At 66.6% G+C, this 16,504-nt stretch carries 18 protein-coding genes and 1 pseudogene; 12 read left to right on the top strand and 7 right to left on the bottom strand.

Annotated features, from left to right (window positions below):
* The 5 genes from H290_RS0125145 to H290_RS0125125 all read right to left on the bottom strand — a co-directional run.
* The coding region (locus tag H290_RS0125145; RefSeq protein ID WP_036520235.1) for an amidohydrolase family protein at positions 1-1,193 on the bottom strand (1,193 nt) is incomplete at its 3' end.
* A 215-nt stretch (positions 1,194-1,408) separates the two neighbouring features.
* Positions 1,409-2,428, bottom strand: coding sequence for an ABC transporter ATP-binding protein (locus tag H290_RS0125140; RefSeq protein ID WP_020109620.1), 1,020 nt, complete (start codon positions 2,426-2,428; stop codon positions 1,409-1,411).
* A gap of 5 nt (positions 2,429-2,433) precedes the next feature.
* Complete coding sequence (locus H290_RS0125135) at positions 2,434-3,504, bottom strand: ABC transporter ATP-binding protein (protein WP_020109619.1); 1,071 nt, start codon at positions 3,502-3,504, stop codon at positions 2,434-2,436.
* A gap of 81 nt (positions 3,505-3,585) precedes the next feature.
* Complete coding sequence (locus tag H290_RS0125130) at positions 3,586-4,488, bottom strand: ABC transporter permease (RefSeq protein ID WP_020109618.1); 903 nt, start codon at positions 4,486-4,488, stop codon at positions 3,586-3,588.
* Positions 4,485-5,441 (bottom strand): ABC transporter permease, encoded by a 957-nt coding sequence (locus H290_RS0125125; RefSeq protein ID WP_020109617.1) that lies wholly within the window; start codon positions 5,439-5,441, stop codon positions 4,485-4,487. Before H290_RS0125125 ends, H290_RS0125130 begins: the two co-directional genes overlap by 4 nt.
* Before the next feature lie 337 nt (positions 5,442-5,778).
* Here H290_RS0125125 and H290_RS31845 point away from each other — a divergent pair.
* Positions 5,779-6,000: pseudogene (locus tag H290_RS31845) on the top strand (RNA polymerase sigma factor SigJ); the annotation flags it as partial.
* Positions 6,001-6,026: 26 nt separating this feature from the next.
* On the opposite strand, the gene H290_RS0125120 reads toward H290_RS31845, so the two are convergent.
* Positions 6,027-6,383: a zinc ribbon domain-containing protein YjdM gene (locus H290_RS0125120; protein ID WP_028463677.1), complete on the bottom strand. Its 357-nt coding sequence runs from the start codon at positions 6,381-6,383 to the stop codon at positions 6,027-6,029.
* 58 nt (positions 6,384-6,441) lie between these two features.
* Between H290_RS0125120 and H290_RS0125115 the strand changes: the two genes are divergently transcribed.
* From H290_RS0125115 to H290_RS29715, 7 genes are all read left to right on the top strand, one after another.
* Complete coding sequence (locus H290_RS0125115) at positions 6,442-7,977, top strand: recombinase family protein (protein WP_020109615.1); 1,536 nt, start codon at positions 6,442-6,444, stop codon at positions 7,975-7,977.
* A gap of 266 nt (positions 7,978-8,243) precedes the next feature.
* Complete coding sequence (locus tag H290_RS0125110; RefSeq protein ID WP_020109614.1) at positions 8,244-8,573, top strand: helix-turn-helix domain-containing protein; 330 nt, start codon at positions 8,244-8,246, stop codon at positions 8,571-8,573.
* Between the two features lie 144 nt (positions 8,574-8,717).
* A complete protein-coding gene (locus H290_RS0125105) occupies positions 8,718-8,984 on the top strand; it encodes an AlpA family transcriptional regulator (RefSeq protein ID WP_155977040.1) in 267 nt (88 codons plus the stop codon).
* 224 nt (positions 8,985-9,208) lie between these two features.
* Entirely contained in the window at positions 9,209-11,503 is a 2,295-nt protein-coding gene (locus tag H290_RS0125100) for an AAA family ATPase (protein WP_020109612.1), read from the top strand.
* 533 nt (positions 11,504-12,036) lie between these two features.
* Positions 12,037-12,504, top strand: a complete 468-nt coding sequence (locus H290_RS30435) for a hypothetical protein (protein WP_155977038.1) — start codon at positions 12,037-12,039, stop codon at positions 12,502-12,504.
* Positions 12,501-12,827 carry a hypothetical protein gene (locus H290_RS29720; RefSeq protein WP_020109609.1) on the top strand — a complete coding sequence of 109 codons (327 nt, stop codon included), beginning with the start codon at positions 12,501-12,503 and terminating at the stop codon, positions 12,825-12,827. Before H290_RS30435 ends, H290_RS29720 begins: the two co-directional genes overlap by 4 nt.
* Positions 12,828-13,226: 399 nt before the next feature.
* Positions 13,227-13,943 carry a recombinase family protein gene (locus H290_RS29715; RefSeq protein ID WP_020109608.1) on the top strand — a complete coding sequence of 239 codons (717 nt, stop codon included), beginning with the start codon at positions 13,227-13,229 and terminating at the stop codon, positions 13,941-13,943.
* Here H290_RS29715 and H290_RS0125080 read toward each other — a convergent pair.
* Positions 13,927-14,700, bottom strand: a complete 774-nt coding sequence (locus tag H290_RS0125080) for a hypothetical protein (RefSeq protein ID WP_020109607.1) — start codon at positions 14,698-14,700, stop codon at positions 13,927-13,929. The genes H290_RS29715 and H290_RS0125080 overlap by 17 nt on opposite strands.
* Before the next feature lie 52 nt (positions 14,701-14,752).
* Between H290_RS0125080 and H290_RS0125075 the strand changes: the two genes are divergently transcribed.
* Genes H290_RS0125075 through H290_RS30425 form a run of 4 tightly spaced genes read left to right on the top strand, consistent with a single transcriptional unit; the run spans position 14,753 to position 16,498 of the window.
* The gene (locus H290_RS0125075) at positions 14,753-15,010 is read left to right on the top strand and encodes a hypothetical protein (RefSeq protein WP_028463675.1); all 258 of its coding nucleotides are present in this window, start codon (positions 14,753-14,755) and stop codon (positions 15,008-15,010) included.
* Complete coding sequence (locus tag H290_RS0125070) at positions 15,007-15,339, top strand: hypothetical protein (RefSeq protein WP_020109605.1); 333 nt, start codon at positions 15,007-15,009, stop codon at positions 15,337-15,339. The genes H290_RS0125075 and H290_RS0125070 overlap by 4 nt, the downstream gene beginning before the upstream one ends.
* Positions 15,336-15,971 carry a hypothetical protein gene (locus H290_RS30430; RefSeq protein ID WP_020109604.1) on the top strand — a complete coding sequence of 212 codons (636 nt, stop codon included), beginning with the start codon at positions 15,336-15,338 and terminating at the stop codon, positions 15,969-15,971. The genes H290_RS0125070 and H290_RS30430 overlap by 4 nt, the downstream gene beginning before the upstream one ends.
* Positions 15,968-16,498 carry a M50 family metallopeptidase gene (locus H290_RS30425; RefSeq protein WP_020109603.1) on the top strand — a complete coding sequence of 177 codons (531 nt, stop codon included), beginning with the start codon at positions 15,968-15,970 and terminating at the stop codon, positions 16,496-16,498. Before H290_RS30430 ends, H290_RS30425 begins: the two co-directional genes overlap by 4 nt.
* Positions 16,499-16,504: the final 6 nt, after the last annotated feature.

The raw sequence follows: 16,504 nt of genomic DNA, 5'->3' as shown, positions 1-16,504 counted from the left end.
GGGACGGTGGGGGTGAAGCGGTACAACTTCTCGGCGTTACCACGAAGAAGCTTGTACTGGGTGGCCTCAGGCAGATGCTGGATCTGCTTACGCGCCACATTGATCGAATCCGGCCACGTCGAATCCGAATGCGGATAATCGGTTTCGAACATGATGTTGTCCTCACCGATCAAATCGATGTTCGCGATACCGGCCTCATCCTGAATGAAACAGCCATACACATGATCTTTGAAACGCTGCCGGATATCGAGATCCATCGGAACCTCGGTAGCAGCATGACCCTCATACTTCACACCCTTGGCAGCCCAAAAACGCTGCTTGTCATACACCTGCTCCGCCCGCTCCAGAAAATACGGAATCCACCCGATATTGCCCTCCGACAACGCGATCTTCAGATTCGGGAACTTCTCGAAATAATCACTGAACAACCACTGCAACATCGTGCCGGCAGTACGGGTGGCACCCCAGGTCAAGTTCGCCATGAACGGCGCATCAGAGGCGATCGTCGGCAACCGCGACGACGACCCCACATGCATCGAAATGACCAGATCATGATCAGCCGCAGCAGCCATCACCGGATCCCAATACCGGCCCGGATCGTTGATCGTCGGCAACCCCAACGGCTCCGGATTCTCCGAAAACGCCACACTGCGCGCACCCAGGGCCGCAGTACGTTCGATCTCCTTGACCGCCAGCTGCGGATCCCACAACGGGATGATCACCAACGGAATGAACCGGCCCGGATCGGTGGCGCACCACTCCTCAAAAATCCAGTCGTTATACACCTGCAAACACCGCAACGCCAGATCCTTGTCCTGGGCCTCATAAAAGATCTGGCCACAAAACCGCGGGAACGACGGAAAACCCAACGACGCCAAAATCCCGGCCTCGTTCATATGCTCCAAACGCGCCTTCGGGTCATAACACCCCGGATGCATATCGGCATACGTGATCGCCTCAGGACTGAACTCCTCCCGCGACTTACCCACCACCGCCGACAACCCACTGGTCGGCACCACCCGACCCTCATACACCCAGGTCTCCTTGTCACCGGTCCGCACCAACTTCGGCGCCCGATCACGATCCTTCGCCGCAATCCGGTCCTGCCAAATATGCGGCGGCTCCAAGATGTGGTCATCAACAGAAATCAACCAATTCAAATCAAGGGCACTGTGCTGCGCAGTCACTGTCATCTCCATTCACGGTTCAAAGGGATGGACACGGAACCGGTATGGACCGCCGATCTCCCTGTAACTAGAATCACACTCTCGTACAGTATAGAACGACGTTGCCGTTTGCAACGAAAACGAGAGCAGAAGTATTGGAGGGCAGCACAGGTCTACCCGAGAGCTGGCAGCAGAGGTCTACCCGAGAGCCGGGCTGTGTAGCGTTTACCCGCGCGTGCGGTTCAGAGTTGTTTGGTCAGTGAGGTTGTGGCGTCACTGACCGGCAAGAGTGGGAAATGGCAGGCCGCGTACTGTCCGGGACGGACTTCGCGAACTTCTGGTTCCGTTGTGGCACAGCGGTCTTGCGCGTTTGGGCAGCGGGTGCGGAATCGGCATCCGCTGGGCGGCGAGAGCGGTGAGGGCACGTCGCCCTCGAGGGCGGGGCCGGCGAAACCCTTGTCCGGGTCGGTCAGGGGTACCGAGTCCAGCAGGGCTCGGGTGTAGGGGTGTGAGGGGTTGTCGTAAACCTGCACGGAGTCGCCGAACTCGCAGACCTTACCCAGGTACATGACCATGACCTTGTCGCTGACTGTGCGTACGACGCCGAGGTCGTGGGCGATGAACACCACGGTCAGATCGAACTCGGCCTTGAGTTCTTCGATGAGGTTGAGGATCTGGGCTTGCACGGATACATCGAGCGCCGAGACGGGCTCATCGCAGATCAGCAGACGCGGACTCAGTGCCAGAGCGCGGGCGATCGCCACCCGCTGGGCCTGACCGCCGGACAGGGCGCGCGGGAGAACGTCCGAATAGCGTTCGGGTGCAAGGCCAACGGAGTCCAGAACCTGAGCTGATGTGGCGGCGCGGTCGGCTTTCGGTGCGCCGGCCACAGACATCCCTTCCACAACGATGTCCTTGACGGACCGGCGCGGATTGAGTGAGCTGACCGGATCCTGGAAGATCATCTGCATGTCGCGTCGCAAGACCCGCATGGCTTTCTCGTCGGCCTTTTCGATCCAGTCGTCCCCGAACCGGATGCGTCCGGCGGTGACCCGGTCCAGGCGCAGGACCGCGCGGCCGGTGGTCGATTTTCCGCACCCCGATTCGCCGACGATGCCCAGGGTTTCCCCGGGCAGCACATCGAAGCTGATCTTGGAGACCGCCTGCACTGTGCCTGCGCTGGTGGGGTATTCGACGACGAGGTCCTCGACACTGAGCAGTGCCTGATCGCCGCGTAGATGAGCGGTTCCGCTGCCGGCCATGAGATCTACCTTCCAGACAGAGTGAGAGTTTTTACCCGGTGCGGAGCGACCGGGTGCAGGCACGCCACCTCGTGGTCGGCGCCCACCGACTCCAGGACGGGTCCCGGGGTGAGGCAGTCGGACTGTGCGTGCTCGCACCGAGACGCGAACCGGCATCCCTGCGGCTGCCTGGTCGGGTCGGGTAGAGATCCTGAGATCACCCGCAACGGTGCGTGACGGGTGTGGTCGATGGTCGGAGTCGCGCCGAGGAGCGCGTGGGTGTAGCGATGCATCGGGGAGTCGAATACCGTCCGGGTGGCACCGACTTCGGCCAGGCGTCCGGCGTACATGACCGACACGCGATCGGTGCGGCCGGCCACGACGGCCAAGTCGTGACTGATCAGCATCATCCCCATATCCCGTTCCTTCTGGACACGGCGCAGCAGATCGAGGATTTGCCGTTGGATCGTCACATCCAGTGCTGTGGTCGGCTCATCGGCGATCAACAGGTCGGGCTCACAGGCCAGCGCGATCGCGATCATCACGCGCTGACGCATGCCGCCTGACATCTCGTGGGGATAGTTCCGCAGTCTGCGCTGTGGATCTGGGACCCCGACCTCTTGCAGGAGTTGCAGTGCCCGGCCCGTGGCTTCGGAGCGACCGATCCCGAGATGTTTGCGCATGCCTTCGGTGAGTTGGCGTTCGACCCGGACGACCGGGTTGAGTGAACGTCCCGGATCCTGAAAGACCATAGCGATCTGTTTGCCCCAGACCTCCAGCTTTTCTTTTTTCTTCAGGGCCAACAGATCCCGCCCCTGGAAGGTCACTTCACCCGAGCGTGCCGAGCGCGGCGGCATCAGGCCCATGATCGCCCGGGCCATCACCGATTTGCCCGAACCGGACTCCCCCACGATCCCCAGCGCCTGGCCGGTCTGCAGCGACAGGGACACATCGTCCACCGCCCGGACCGTCCCGCGGGCGGTGCCGATATAGGCCCGCAGATTGTTCACCTCCAGGAGCGGTGTGGCCCCCGGAAGTGGTGTGTCCGCCGACAGTGGTGATCCATTGTCATGGTTGTCCGTCGACCCGATAGTCATGGCGCCTCTACCCTTTCGCTCTCGCGAGTCAGTGGAATCTCAGATCCTGTGAATGACGAATTACGCAGTGCTGAAACATGTTCAGTGCTGAAGAGATTTGTCGAACCTGGTGCGTAGGTGGTCGCCGAGTTGGTTGAGGGCGAACACGGTGAAGAAGATGGCCAGCGCCGGTACGAAAACCAGATGTGGGGAGGTGGCCAGGGCGTCTTTACCGTCGCTGATCATGCCGCCCCAGCTCGGTGTGGGTGGCGGGATACCGAGACCGAGGAAGCTCAGCGAACCTTCGGCCACGATCAGCGCGGCCATCACGATCGGGAGGTACGACGCCAGCGGTGCGATGACGTTGGGCAAGATCTCCTTGAACAGGATCCGCGGATGGCCGGCGCCCATATTCCGCGCGGCCCGAACGAATTCGCGAGAGGACCAGGCCATCGTGTTGGCGCGGGACAGACGAATGAAGGCCGGAACGACAACCATCGTGAGACCGATGAGCATCGTCGTCACACTGGGTTCGAAGATGGAGGCCAGGGCAAGCAGCAGGATCAGCGGCGGGAAGGCGAGCATGGCGTCGGTCAGCAGTGAAATGCCGTTGTCGAGGTGACGGCCAAAATACCCACCGACCAAACCGACCAGCGATCCGATGGTGAAACCGACCACGCCGGCAGCGGTTCCCACCACCAGTGACACCCGCGCACCGTAGACGATTCGCGACAGCTCCGAGCGGCCGAAATTGTCTGTCCCCAACAACAAATCGAGAGATCCCCAGGCGGGCTTGAGCCGGGGCGCGCCGACGGGAACGTCGTAGGGAGCGATCGGCAACATATTGGCGAACAACGCCGCCAGGATCAGCGTCACCAGCCAACCCACCGACAGATACACCAGGATGGTGCGGGGCTTTCGGACCGCCGGCACCTGCAGTGCCGGGGTGCTCTCGCGCTCGCTCGTGGACGAGATGATCGTTTCGTTGGAAATCAGGTCGGTCATGCTGCTGCCGTCACCTTTCGGATGCGCGGGTCGATCAGTCCATAGCTCAGATCGACAATGGTGTTGATGGCGACGTAGACAACAGCGATGAAGACCACGATGCCCTGGACCATGATCAGGTCGCGGGTGGTGATCGAAGCCGCGATCAACTGTCCCAAACCTGGTAGCCCGAACAGGGTTTCAACGATCACGGTGCCGCCTATCAACCGGCCGAGATTCATTCCGGCCAGGGTGATCAATGAAAACGACGACGGCCGGAACGCGTGCCGGAACATGACATAGGTTCCCGACATCCCCTTGGCGCGCGCGGCAGCGATGTAGTCCTCACCCAGGGTGCCGATCAGGTCGGTGCGCAGGAGCCGGTGGAACGAGGCGATCTCGGTCAACGCGATCGCTATCGCCGGCAGCAGCGCACTCTGAAGATTGGGGCCAAGCCCCTCACTGAGGTCCGACCAGCCCAGAACCGGGAAGATCTGCAACTGGATGGCGAAAAAGTAGATGAGGATCGGTCCGGCGATGAAGGCCGGCACCGACAAGAACACCGCCGAGAGGGCGTTGATACCGCGGTCCAGAGCCGAACCGGGCCGCACCGCAGAAAGTACCCCCATCACGATCGCAACAACGAGGGCAATGATCAGTCCCAGCGCTGCGAGTTCCAACGTGACCGGCAAACGCTCAGCAATCGCCTCGGTCACCGGCTGATTGGTCAACGGTGACGTGCCGAGGTCACCGGTGACAGCGTTCTTGAGCCAGTCCAGATACTGGGACCAGACAGGTTGATCCAAGCCCAACTCGGCGTCCATCTCGGCGATGGCCTCCGGAGTGGCGTTCTCACCAAGGATGACCTCCGACGCCGATCCGGGAGCCAAGCTCAGCAGGGCCACGACCGCCATGGTCACCAACAGCACCACCGCAATGCTGCGTCCCAGACGTGTTGCGATTGTCTGAAGCATCAACAGCCAGCCTTCGTCCGGCGCGCTGCGCTGGTCCGATTCGTCGAAACCATCTGTCTCACAGTCCCTTTCTCGTCCAGAACATGCGCGGGTTGGCGGGGGTTCGACGCCCCGACAGCCGCTACACGGGGCCGGCTCGCATCACCAACGTTTCCGATTCTTTCCGGACACGTAGGGTCGGAATTAGAGTCCATACATTGGTAGAACATGACTCTCGTCGAAGACAGTGCCACGTACTCGCCATTTATGCAACCAAGATCACTATTTAGGCAGGTTGTGGTGCGCGCCATAAGGGCTGGATGGCGGGTCGCACCGTGCCCTAGCGTCAGTGGCATAGCGGATCACCGGCAGCATCAGCGATGCCGACGACGCCGTTCAGGAATCCTGGCTGAGCCTCGACGCAGCCGACAGCGACTCGATCGACCTCAGTGCCTCGCCGACAACGGTGACCGGCCGAATCTGCCTCGACCGCCTCAAATCAGCGGCCGTCAATCGCGAAAGCAAGGCGGGCCAACGGCTTCCGGAACCAATCGTGACGCCGATAGCCCCGGCTTCGCAGTAGGAGGCGATACGGGCGCCCGAGGCTCAGAGAACCTTCTTCACAACGCTCGACTTCAGCTGCATCTGTCCGAAACCCGGCACCTTCGCATCGATGTCGTGATCGCCCACACCATCGGTGATCAGCCGAATACCGCGCACCTTGGTGCCGATCTTGACGACCCCACCACCGGCACCTTTGACCTTCAGGCTCTTGACGATGGTCACGGTGTCGCCATCGGCGAGGACGTTCCCGACTGAATCGGTGACGACCTGCCCGGACTCAGCATCGTCGCCGGCACCGGGCGCCCACTCGTGACCACACATCGGGCAGACCAGTAACGCGCCGGACTCATATGCGAACTCACTCGCACACGCCGGACACGGAGGTACAACGTCAGACATTGAAGCGGAATTCCACGACATTTCGCTACCGATAAACGTTTCGGCTAGTATTGGGCGGATGACCACCGCTCGAACCCCTGCTCAGCGCCGCCGACGTACCGCCGCGCCCTCCCCCACGCCCTCCACCGCCCGCCGCCGGGCGTTCATCTATCTGCGCGTCAGCCTCGACCCGACCGGCGAGCGGCTGACCGTCCGCCGTCACGAGAAGGACTGCCGTGCGCTCTGCGCGCAGCGTGGCTGGGACGTGGCGCGGGTGTTCACCGACAACTCCGTCTCGGCGAAGGGTGATGTCTACCGAAAGGATTTCGCGGCGATGCTCGAAGCCATCGCGGCGGGCGGGGTGGATGTCGTGGTGGCGTGGGCGCTGGACCGGTTCGTCCGCAGCGCCCGTGACCGACTCACGCTGGTGGAGACGTGTCGCGAACACGGCGTGATGATTTCACTGGTCCAGGGCAGCGACATGGACCCCGCCACTGCGGCCGGTCGCATGATCATCGACGTGATCGGCGGGGCGGCGCAGATGGAGATCGACATGAAGTCCGAGCGCCAGCAGAGTGCGGCGCTGCAACGCGCCACCCTGGGTCGTCCACCGCTGGGGACGCGGCTCACCGGCTACACGCCGAAGGGCGAGATCGTGCCCGAGGAAGCGGCGCTGGTGCGCCGAATCTTCGCCCTGTTCCACGCCGGTGAATCGCTGCGCTCGATTGCCCGGACGCTCACCGATGAGGGCGTGACGACGCACGCGACGAACGCGGAGATCGCACGCACGGCGAAGCGAGCCGAGCAAACCCGCGACGCCCTCTCGACCGGGCGACCGGACCCGCACGCGAACCTGCCCGCGAAGAAGCGGCGGGTGTCACCCGAGTGGAACCCGTCGAGCATCACCAGCATTCTCACGAACCCGCGCTACGCCGGACGGGCGATCTACAACGGCGAGGTCATCGAGGGCGTGAACGCGACGTGGGAACCGCTGGTGAGCGGTGAGGTGTTCGACCTCGTGGCGGCGCGGCTGTCCGATCCCCGCCGCATCACCAACCGCGTCGGCACCGACCGCCGCCATCTCGGCTCCGGGCTCTACGTCTGCGAGACGTGCGAGGCGGCGGTGACATCGTTCAGCGGCGCACGCTATCGCTGCAAGTCGGCCTGCGTGAACCGAGCGCAGCGGGCCGTGGATGCGTACGTGCGGGAGGTGGTCGCCGAACGGCTGCGACGACCCGACCTCGCGGCGCTGCTCGCCCCGGCCGGAGTCGACGCCGCGCCGCTGCTCGACCAGATGGAGCGGCTGCGGGCTCGGTTGGCCACTGTCGCAGCCGATTACGACGCCGGGGTAATCGACGGGCTGCGGTACCGCGCAGCGACCAGTCGTGTGAACACCGAGCTGGCCGAGGTCGAGCGCGAGCTGTCCACGCTTCGCACCGGTGCGGCACTGGGCGAGTTGATCGCCTCCCCCGACCCCGCTGCCGCGTTCCTCGACGCGGGACTGATGGCGCAGCGCAGCGTGATCGACACACTGTGCACCGTGCGGCTGCGCCGGGGCACCCGTGGATCGAAGGTGTTCGACCCCGCGACGGTGCAGATCGTGTGGCGTTCATAATGCCCTCTAAGCGGGTATTCTCTTGCCTGCCAACACCTTTGCATTTTCCGTACTGACGGCTATCAGCTATCATTAGAGTTGCGTGCCGCATCGAAACGCCGCCCAGCAGCCAGCGGCACGCCCTCGCCGATCCGCCCATGCGGTGACCGAGGACGACGCCGCTGCCCGGGCACCGCGAGGTGTCCACACGTGTTACCCGACGACCTGCTGGGGGTCGAGCCTCGGGTTCAGCGCGTGAAACCCACCGAACCCTCGGGAAGTTTCACGTGTCCACAGCACCCCCCACCACAGCACCCACCACCGTCGATACGACTCGCCTACTCACCACCGGCCAGCTCGGGGAACGCCTCGGTGGCCTGACAATCCAGACCATCCGGCGCTGGGTCGCCGTCGAAGGTCTACCGTGCCACCGCATCATGCGCCGCCTGTACTTCGACCCCGATGCGGTCGATACGTGGCTGCGGGAACGCCACGCGCAACCCAACGACGACGCCGAGCGCCGGGCGTCGATCCGGGCGCTGGTCGACGCCGCACCTACGCTGACCGCTGACCAGGCCGCGCAGATCCGCACCGTGCTGAGCGGCGGTGTGAAATGAGCAAGAAGCGCACAACGAGCAAGAAGCGCAAACCCCGCGAGAGCCTGATGGACTTGGGCGACGGCGCGGTGATGCCCCGCTCGATTCCGGCACGACCGGCGTCCTCTCGTCACGCCCCAGGCGTCTGCACGGTCCTTCCGTAGCGTGTCGTCACCAGACCGACGAGAGGACGCCGCCGTGACCGACACCGCCGCGCTGCCCGTGCTGCTCACCGAAACCGAAGTCGCGCAATGGCTCGGCATGTCCACCGAGTCGTTGCGGGCGGATCGGGCGCGTGGCGTGGGGCTGCCGTTCATCAGGCTGGGCCTCCGGCGTGTCCGCTACAGCGCGGACGACGTGCGCGAGTACCTCGCCGCCCGGACCGTCCGGCCACGGGCCGCGCCGGAAGCGCCTGCGCCGCAAGGACAGTGACCGACAGACAGCGATGCCGCCCCCGGGTGTCCCAGGGGGCGGCATCACCCTCAGCGCGTCGCCGTAACCGAACAGGAGCGGACTGACGTGCAGCTCTGAATCTACGCCGCCGGTAGGCACGAACGCCGCCGATACGGCGAAGCTCCCCCGGCATGGCGAAGGCCCCGGAGTTCACCCGGGGCCACCTACCACCGCCCGGCCCACAACCGAAAGCGAAGGACACCATGACAATACCCGACGACCGCCCGGCCGATGAGGCACGCGACGAGCGGCCCACCGGGTTCGCCGACCTACTCGACCTGCTCAACTTCGAGGACGACGAGCGGCTGTCGATCTGCTCGCAGAAACCCGACGGGCCATTCGAGCACACGGCACCCCTCGACCGCGCCAACGCGGTGGGGGTGGCGACCTCGCCGCTCTACGTCGACCACCGGTGCGTGTGGTTCTCGGTCAACCCGGTCGCCGTGCCGCCCGGGTATCTCGGGCGCGGAACCGACGAGCATGTGACGAGGGTGGCCGCGCTGTTCGCCGACGTGGACCACAAGGCGGGCGGGGTGACCGACGCCGATACCGCGAACACAGTCACCAAGGCGATCAGCGCCGCGCTCGGGCAGTTCCCGGCGGCGGTGGTGTTCAGTGGCAACGGCGGGCATCCGTACTGGGTCACCGACCCCGAGGACGACGCCTGGACGCTCGACACCGAGGACAAGCGCGCCGCTGCGGCGGCGCTCTACCGCCGGTTTCACCGGCTCTGTGCCCACCTCGCAGGCACACACGGGGGCAGCGTCGACAACGTGGGCCAGCTCAGCCGGATTCTGCGGGTGCCGGGCACGTTCAACCGCAAGGATGCCGCGAACCCGGTGGCCGTGAGGCTGGAGGTCTACCCGTACGGCCCCGGAGGGCCGCTGACGTTCGCCGAGGTCGCCGAGGCCCTGGACGCCTACGACGTGCCGGAGGAGCCCGAGGACCGCGTGCTGCTGGGGGCGGTCGTGTCGGCACCGGAGGGCTGGGAGTTCGGTACTGCCACCACGCCTTACGTGCAGGCGATGATCTCGCGCTGGAGCACCGACGTGCCGCCGCAGGGGCGACACCCCTGGCTGGTTGGCCAGGCGGTCCGGCTGGCGTGTGCTCACCGGCTCGGCCGGATCACCGAGGCCGACCACGAACGTGCGGTGACGACGCTCGCCGGACGGTTCGAGGAGCTGATCGGCACCGGACCCGACAAGCGTGCCCCCACGCCCGGTGAGGTCGCCGGGACGCTGGCGTGGGGCGTGCTGAAGGCCGCGTCGATGTCCGACGCCCGGGCGGCGAAGGAGGTCGGTGGGGAGGAGATGTCCTTCGGCGACCCGAGCATGAATGGCGCGGCGTCGTCGTCCGGCGCGGCGGGCCTCGACCCGCTGGAGGCCCAGATCGCCGGACGGCAACAGTGGCTGTGGGTCGACCGGGAGGCCAAGGCACGGCTCGCGCACCATGACGCGGCGCTGATCGAGATTCCGCCGCCGATGTCGCTGACGGCCCTGCTGGCCGAGGACGACCCACCGGTCCGCCACCGCATTGCGCAGGTCTGGCCTGCGGGCGGGGCGCGGATCATGCTCGCCGCCCCGGAGAAGGCCGGTAAGACCACGCTGCTCGGCAACCTGGTCCGGTCGCTGGCCGACGGTGACCCGTTCCTCGGTGCGTTCGCGGTCGAGGCCGGGGAGCAGGCGCGGATGGTGCTGATCGACAACGAGATGAGCCGGGACATGACCCGCCGCTGGCTGCGGGAGCAGGGCATCGGCAACCCGGGCGCGTTGCTCGACGTGCAGACGCTGCGGGGCCGTGCGGGGCTGTTCGACCTCGGCAACGACCGGATACGGGGACGGTGGGCACGGCAACTGTCCGACCAGGGGTGCAACTTCCTGATCTTCGACTGCCTGCGCCCGGTCCTCGACGCGCTCGGTTTGAAAGAGAGCACCGAGGCGGGCATGTTCCTCGAACCGTTCGACCAGTTGCTGATCGAGGCCGGGATACCGGATGCGCTGATCGCCCACCACATGGGCCACTCGTCCGAGCGTGCCCGTGGCGACTCGCGGATCGTCGGATGGTCGGACGGCAACTGGAAGATCGTGCGCCTCGATGAGGGTCCGAACGCGCCGAAGTTCTTCACCGCGATGGCCCGCGACGGCGAGCCGGTTCCCGAGGGCGAGCTGAGATTCGATCCGCTCACGCGGCGGCTGACCTACATGGGCGGAGTGGACCGGAGCCAGTCGCGCCAGAACGACGCCGTCGACAAGAAAATGCATGAGGTGCTCACCGTGCTGGCCGAGCGGCTTGCGGACAGCAAGGACAGCGAGGAGGTCAAGGACAGCATGAACACCACCGAGATCAGGCAGGCGGTCGGCGGCAAGAAAGAACTCACAACCCAGGCACTGGCACAGGCGGTGGGCAGGAAGCCGTCGCCCTTGCTCACCCGGATCACAGACGGCCGGGCGGTCCGCTACCGCATCACACCCGAGGGCCTTGATCCGTTCACGTTCTGACGGGTCCGGCCCGGCGATTTCGGGCGGGGCCGATAGGTGGCGCGGAAGCGGCAAAAACCATGTTTGACCTGCGGTTTCTATCGGCCCCTTTTCGAGGGGCCGATACATCGGCCCCTTCCCCGGGGCCGATAGGGGCCGATAGGGGCCAAAAGTCGGTGAAAACACTGCCCTACCAGCGGTTTCTATCGGCCCCTTTTCGAGGGGCCGATAGGGGCCGATACCTATTAGCTATCGGCCCCCCCCTATATAAAGGGGGGCGATAGGGGGCTGATGGGTTGAAATGGGGATAACCAGAGCGGTGGTGAACAGGCTGCGAACCACCCGCGACTACCCGCGACTACCCGCGACTCAGGAGCAGTGGACGGGCCAGGCGGTGGACTGGCAGGAGCGGTGGTGACCGGGCTGCGACACCACCCGCCGCGCACCGAGTTTCGGACAATCTCGGTGAACTCTGCACGGTTACAGTGCATTTCGGACTTCACCCGATCAGCCTAGAATGCAACGGAATCCAACGGCTGACCTGGGAGGAAGCGATGGCGAACAAGGCACGGGCGGCGACAGCGGAGCGGGTGGGGCGCGCACTCGAAATGCGCAGCGGTGGGGCAACCTGGTCCTCTGTCGCCGACCAACTCGGCTACCGGTCGGCGAACGCCGCCGAGGCGTCGGTGCGCCAGTATGTCGGCCGCGCCGCCGAAGGCACCGACATCGGGCAGCTTCTGATGATGGAGGAGCTGAAGCTTCAGCAGCGCGAGCGGTACATCATGGCGGCGGCGGAGAAGGTGAGCGAACGGGACGTGTCCGGCCGGGACACTGTCGACAAGGCCCGGGACCGGATCGCCAAGCACCGGGCGTTCATCCACGGACTCGGCAAGGTCAACGTCGGCGTGGACGTGAACGTGTCCGCGTCGCCGGGGGCGATCCTCGACCGCGCCGAGGCCGACCTTTTGGCCCTGGCTCAGCACCAGCCGCAGATCATCGACGCCGAGGTCGTGACATCGTGACCACCAACGAGGCGGCGGCGATCAAGTCGGCGATGAGCGTCGCCAAGCAAGTCGCTGACGGCACGCTGCACCCGGCCGATCTCGACCGTGCCGCCGCCGACGAGTGCCGCGTCCTGTTCGGCACCGTCGCCGGTCCCGACGACCCGCTGTGGCCCTTGCACCTGGACGTGGCACGCGGCGTGCTCGCGGCCGGTGGCATCCCGGCGGACGAGCTGACCGAGTGGCTCGCCGTCGCCCGTCAGCGGGCCGGGGGTACACCAGGCCCACCAGAGCCGGGTGAGCCCGTCTCCGTGGCGCTGAGCCCCGAGAGCGGCGGTCTCTGAACGGAGCCCATCCCGGCGGTGCCGGATTCGCCTGGCCCACTGGAACTTTGACAATGCACGGTCAGCTCGCCGGCGAGGTGAGGGTGGGGCGGATCGCCCCACCCTGCGGCGCTGATCCGACGCAGCATCCGCCGCTCGGAAGATTTCAACGCGGCGGTCCGCCGCGTTGATCATCACCGCCGCAGCATCCGCCCGCTGGATCGTGCCCGGCGAAGGCCACGGCGCACGGACTGACCTCGGGGCGGATCGCCCCGAAGTTCGCCGCCCCAGGATCAACGACCCGGATCGGGTCGTTTGAACCGGCGGACCAATGACGCGGATCGCGTCGGGGTCGGACCTGTACTGCCGTGTATACTTACAAGTAATTATTGCACCCCAGGTCAAAGGTAGTTTTCCATCATGAAGGCAGTCGCCTACATCCGCACGTCGACCAAGGATCAGCTCGCCATGTACGGCCCCGACCGGCAGCGTGAGGCGATCCGCTCGTGGGCGCGTCAGCACCGGCACCGGATCGTGGCCGAGGTGGTCGAGGCCACGTCCGGCACAGTGCCGCCGCCCGCCCGTACCCTCTGGCCCTACGCGGTGGAGACCGCGTGCGAGAACGGCGGCGCTGTCGTCGTAGCCGACCTGTCCCGGCTGTCACGCGACCTGATCGAGCAGGAGACCGCGCTGCGCGAGATGGCCAGGTGCGGTACCCGGCTGTGCTCTACCTCCGAGGAGGAGCAGCGGATGCTCGATGACCCGAACGACCCGCAGCGCAAGCTCATTCGACAGGTCGTCGGCGCGGTCAATGAGTACGACCGGTCGCAGATCGTGAGGCGGATGCAGGACGGTCGCCGCCTCAAGAAACAGGCGGGCGGCTACGCGGGCGGGCAGCCGCCGTTCGGGTACAAGGGCCGCGACAAGTCCAAGGAACTCGTGCCCCACCCCGCCGAACAGGCTGTGCTCTCACGGATGCGCGACCTGCACGCCGCCGGGGCGTCCACCCGGGCCATCGCCGACGTGCTCAACCGCGAAGGCATGACCACCCGCCAGGACGGTCGATGGTCGTCGCCAATGGTCAGCCACCACCTTCGCGCTCCAGTGCGCGAGGCAGGGTCTACACAGCAGCGGTGATCGCAACCCGGTACGCGAGCGCCTCGTAGCTGACGGCCACGGCCCGCTCGACCACGGCCGACCGCACGTTCTTGTACGGGTCCACCGCCGTCCGCTCGAACACCGGCCCGGTCCAGATCGTGACCGGGCCGGTGATCACCAGTGTGTCGCCCAGGCCCGCCACGTAACCACCACCGAACGCCCAGGAGTGACCGAGCGGGCTGCGCGCAATCGGTGACCCGGTGGCGACCTTGTCGCGATGCGCCGCGCCTGCCCACTGCGCGCCCGCGTGGAGGACCCCGACCTGCCGGTGCCCGGCCATCGCGGCTTCGAGCACGGACACCGCGCCGACGATGTCGGCGACCGATCCGAGGTCCACAGCGTCGATCATCAGCCGGGCGGCGAAGTCTGCCTCGACCGCCGTCGGCTCGCCGAGCCGCTGGTTCTGCCGGGCCTGGACCAGCACCTGCTCGTCGGTCTCCTGGGGATCACACTCATCGAATCCCCAGGTGACCAGGGGGAAGAACGGTTCCAGCGGGGCGGGGCGCTCGCCGTCCTTCCGGGCGTCGGGGTCGAGCGGCGCATAGCACGGGTCCATCTCCCAAGTACCGAAACCGCCGCCCGCGTTGACCGGCTTGACGGCGATGCCGGACCAGGCGTGCTCGGGCAGACGCAGCGGTCCGGTGGCGACCCGCCACAACCCGCTCGGGGTGGGGCTGGCCAGGGGCGCGACGTACTCGACGGGCACGGGGCTGGGGTGGATCGTGGTGTCGCTCATAGTCGGCCACGGTAAGCCAGCCCCATGCACCCCTGGCTGCGATCGTGCAGCCATGCCCAGGACTGCCACAGCTCCACCGACAAACCCAGACCACTGGTCGGCCTCGCGCTGGTCCGGTCGGCTCGGCCAGCTCCGTCGTCAGGGGCGCGCCGACGACGACCCCGATGTCGTGCAGTGCGAGCGTGCGCTGGACTACGTCCGCTGTATCGACACACTCAACGACTCGCGCCGGTCGCTCGGCGATGCGGCCGTCGACTCGCTGACAGCCGCGCTGCGCCGCCGGGTCGAGGAACTGGAGGTGACCCCATGACCCGCGCCGCCCCGACCCGCTGCACCACACCGAACCCGCCCCCGTTGATCGAGGGGGAGGTCGTCGCCCGCGCTGCGCGGCGGATGGGCGCGACCCGCGCCACCCTCGCCGCCGCCGCGTCCTCGCTCCTCCAGACGGCCGACTACCTTGACGCGACCGGTACGGCGGCACCGCCTGACGAACTCGCGGCCCGCCTGGCGCTGCTCGCGGCGCGCATCCGTGAGTCGGCGCGGGATCTGGTGGACGAACGGGGTTCGCTCGACACCTTCACCGAAGGCTTGGGCTACGCGGCCTCCCGGCTTGCCAGTGACGCGGAGGTGACCGAATGACCCGCCTGCTGCGCCGCACCCGGCCCGACCGGGAAGCCGCGTTCGACCTCCCGGCCCTCGTCGCCGGGACCCTGGGCGAGGTCGCCGAACGGACGGCCCGACTGCGCAACCCGGCCGCGCTGGTCGATGAGGTCACCGGGGTGCTGCGCGAAGGCTGGCGTGCGCTCGACCGGATCGAGACCGTGGTGCTCGCACGGGAGACCGCCGCGCTGACAGCGCATCTCACCAGCTACCAGCAGAAGCAACATGCTGCGCAGGCGTTCCGAACGCTGCACCCGCTGCCCGAACCGCCGGACCTGCGCGCCGAGACGGTCGCCGAGCTGCTCGCCGCCGGGCCGTGGGACGCCGAGCTGCTCTCCCGCTCCGAGTCGCTGGCGCAGCGGGCGGCGGCGGTGCTGACCGGCCTCCCGCCGACCACCGCGACCGGGAAGACGACGAGCCGGGTGAAAGTCGACGCCGCGCTCAAGGTGTTCGCCGTCGCGGTCCGCGATCTCACCGCCAGACTGGACCGGATCGACAGGCACACCGCGAACGCACACAACGCGGCGGCAGCACGCGAGGACAGCGCGGAGCAGGCACGCATGTCCCACGCCCGAAAGACACTGGCCCAGTACGGAATCGAGGCATCGTGAACCACTTCACCTGCACACCCGCCGACCGCGCCGCCGCCGCGATGCACGAGGCAGGCCACGCGGTAGCCGCCGTCCTCCTCGGTGGAACGATCACCGAGGTGACGCTCGACCCCGACGGCGGCGGGCTCACCGGGTTCACCGGCGTCAGCACCGGTGCCGTCCCCGAGGTTGCCTACGCCGGGCCGTATGCCGAGGCCCGGCACCGGGCGGGGCGGCTGCCGACGCTCGGGCAGATACAGGATGACCTTCGTAACTGCGACCTGGACCGCGCCGCGCTGATCGCCAGCGGCAGCCCGTGGCCGAGGGGGATTGAGGGCGCGGTCGAGTTCCTCTTGCCGCACATCGCCCGGGTGGCGCTGGCGCTCAACACGTCCGGCCGTCTCGACCACGATCAGGTCGCCGCAGCCCTCGGGTTCCCAGCGGGTGACCGGCCGGTGGTGGTCGCGAGCCTCTGCGGCAGCGTCGGCACTCTGGAATGCCACCTCCCGCGCCGGGTCTCCCCGCTCCCACCCGTGCGGATGCGGTAACACCCA

The organism is Nocardia sp. 348MFTsu5.1 (assembly GCF_000383535.1).
In the GTDB taxonomy this organism is placed as follows: Bacteria; Actinomycetota; Actinomycetes; order Mycobacteriales; family Mycobacteriaceae; genus Williamsia; species Williamsia faeni.
This window is presented reverse-complemented; position numbering and strand designations above follow the sequence as displayed.

Coding starts and splice junctions, on each gene's coding strand:
- H290_RS0125140 (WP_020109620.1), bottom strand. CDS start 2,428: ATGGCCGGCAGCGGAACCGCTCATCTACGCGGCGATCAGGCACTGCTC.
- H290_RS0125135 (WP_020109619.1), bottom strand. CDS start 3,504: ATGACTATCGGGTCGACGGACAACCATGACAATGGATCACCACTGTCG.
- H290_RS0125130 (WP_020109618.1), bottom strand. CDS start 4,488: ATGACCGACCTGATTTCCAACGAAACGATCATCTCGTCCACGAGCGAG.
- H290_RS0125125 (WP_020109617.1), bottom strand. CDS start 5,441: ATGCTTCAGACAATCGCAACACGTCTGGGACGCAGCATTGCGGTGGTG.
- H290_RS0125120 (WP_028463677.1), bottom strand. CDS start 6,383: ATGTCTGACGTTGTACCTCCGTGTCCGGCGTGTGCGAGTGAGTTCGCA.
- H290_RS0125115 (WP_020109615.1), top strand. CDS start 6,442: ATGACCACCGCTCGAACCCCTGCTCAGCGCCGCCGACGTACCGCCGCG.
- H290_RS0125100 (WP_020109612.1), top strand. CDS start 9,209: ATGACAATACCCGACGACCGCCCGGCCGATGAGGCACGCGACGAGCGG.
- H290_RS30435 (WP_155977038.1), top strand. CDS start 12,037: ATGGCGAACAAGGCACGGGCGGCGACAGCGGAGCGGGTGGGGCGCGCA.
- H290_RS29715 (WP_020109608.1), top strand. CDS start 13,227: ATGAAGGCAGTCGCCTACATCCGCACGTCGACCAAGGATCAGCTCGCC.
- H290_RS0125080 (WP_020109607.1), bottom strand. CDS start 14,700: ATGAGCGACACCACGATCCACCCCAGCCCCGTGCCCGTCGAGTACGTC.
- H290_RS0125075 (WP_028463675.1), top strand. CDS start 14,753: ATGCCCAGGACTGCCACAGCTCCACCGACAAACCCAGACCACTGGTCG.
- H290_RS0125070 (WP_020109605.1), top strand. CDS start 15,007: ATGACCCGCGCCGCCCCGACCCGCTGCACCACACCGAACCCGCCCCCG.
- H290_RS30430 (WP_020109604.1), top strand. CDS start 15,336: ATGACCCGCCTGCTGCGCCGCACCCGGCCCGACCGGGAAGCCGCGTTC.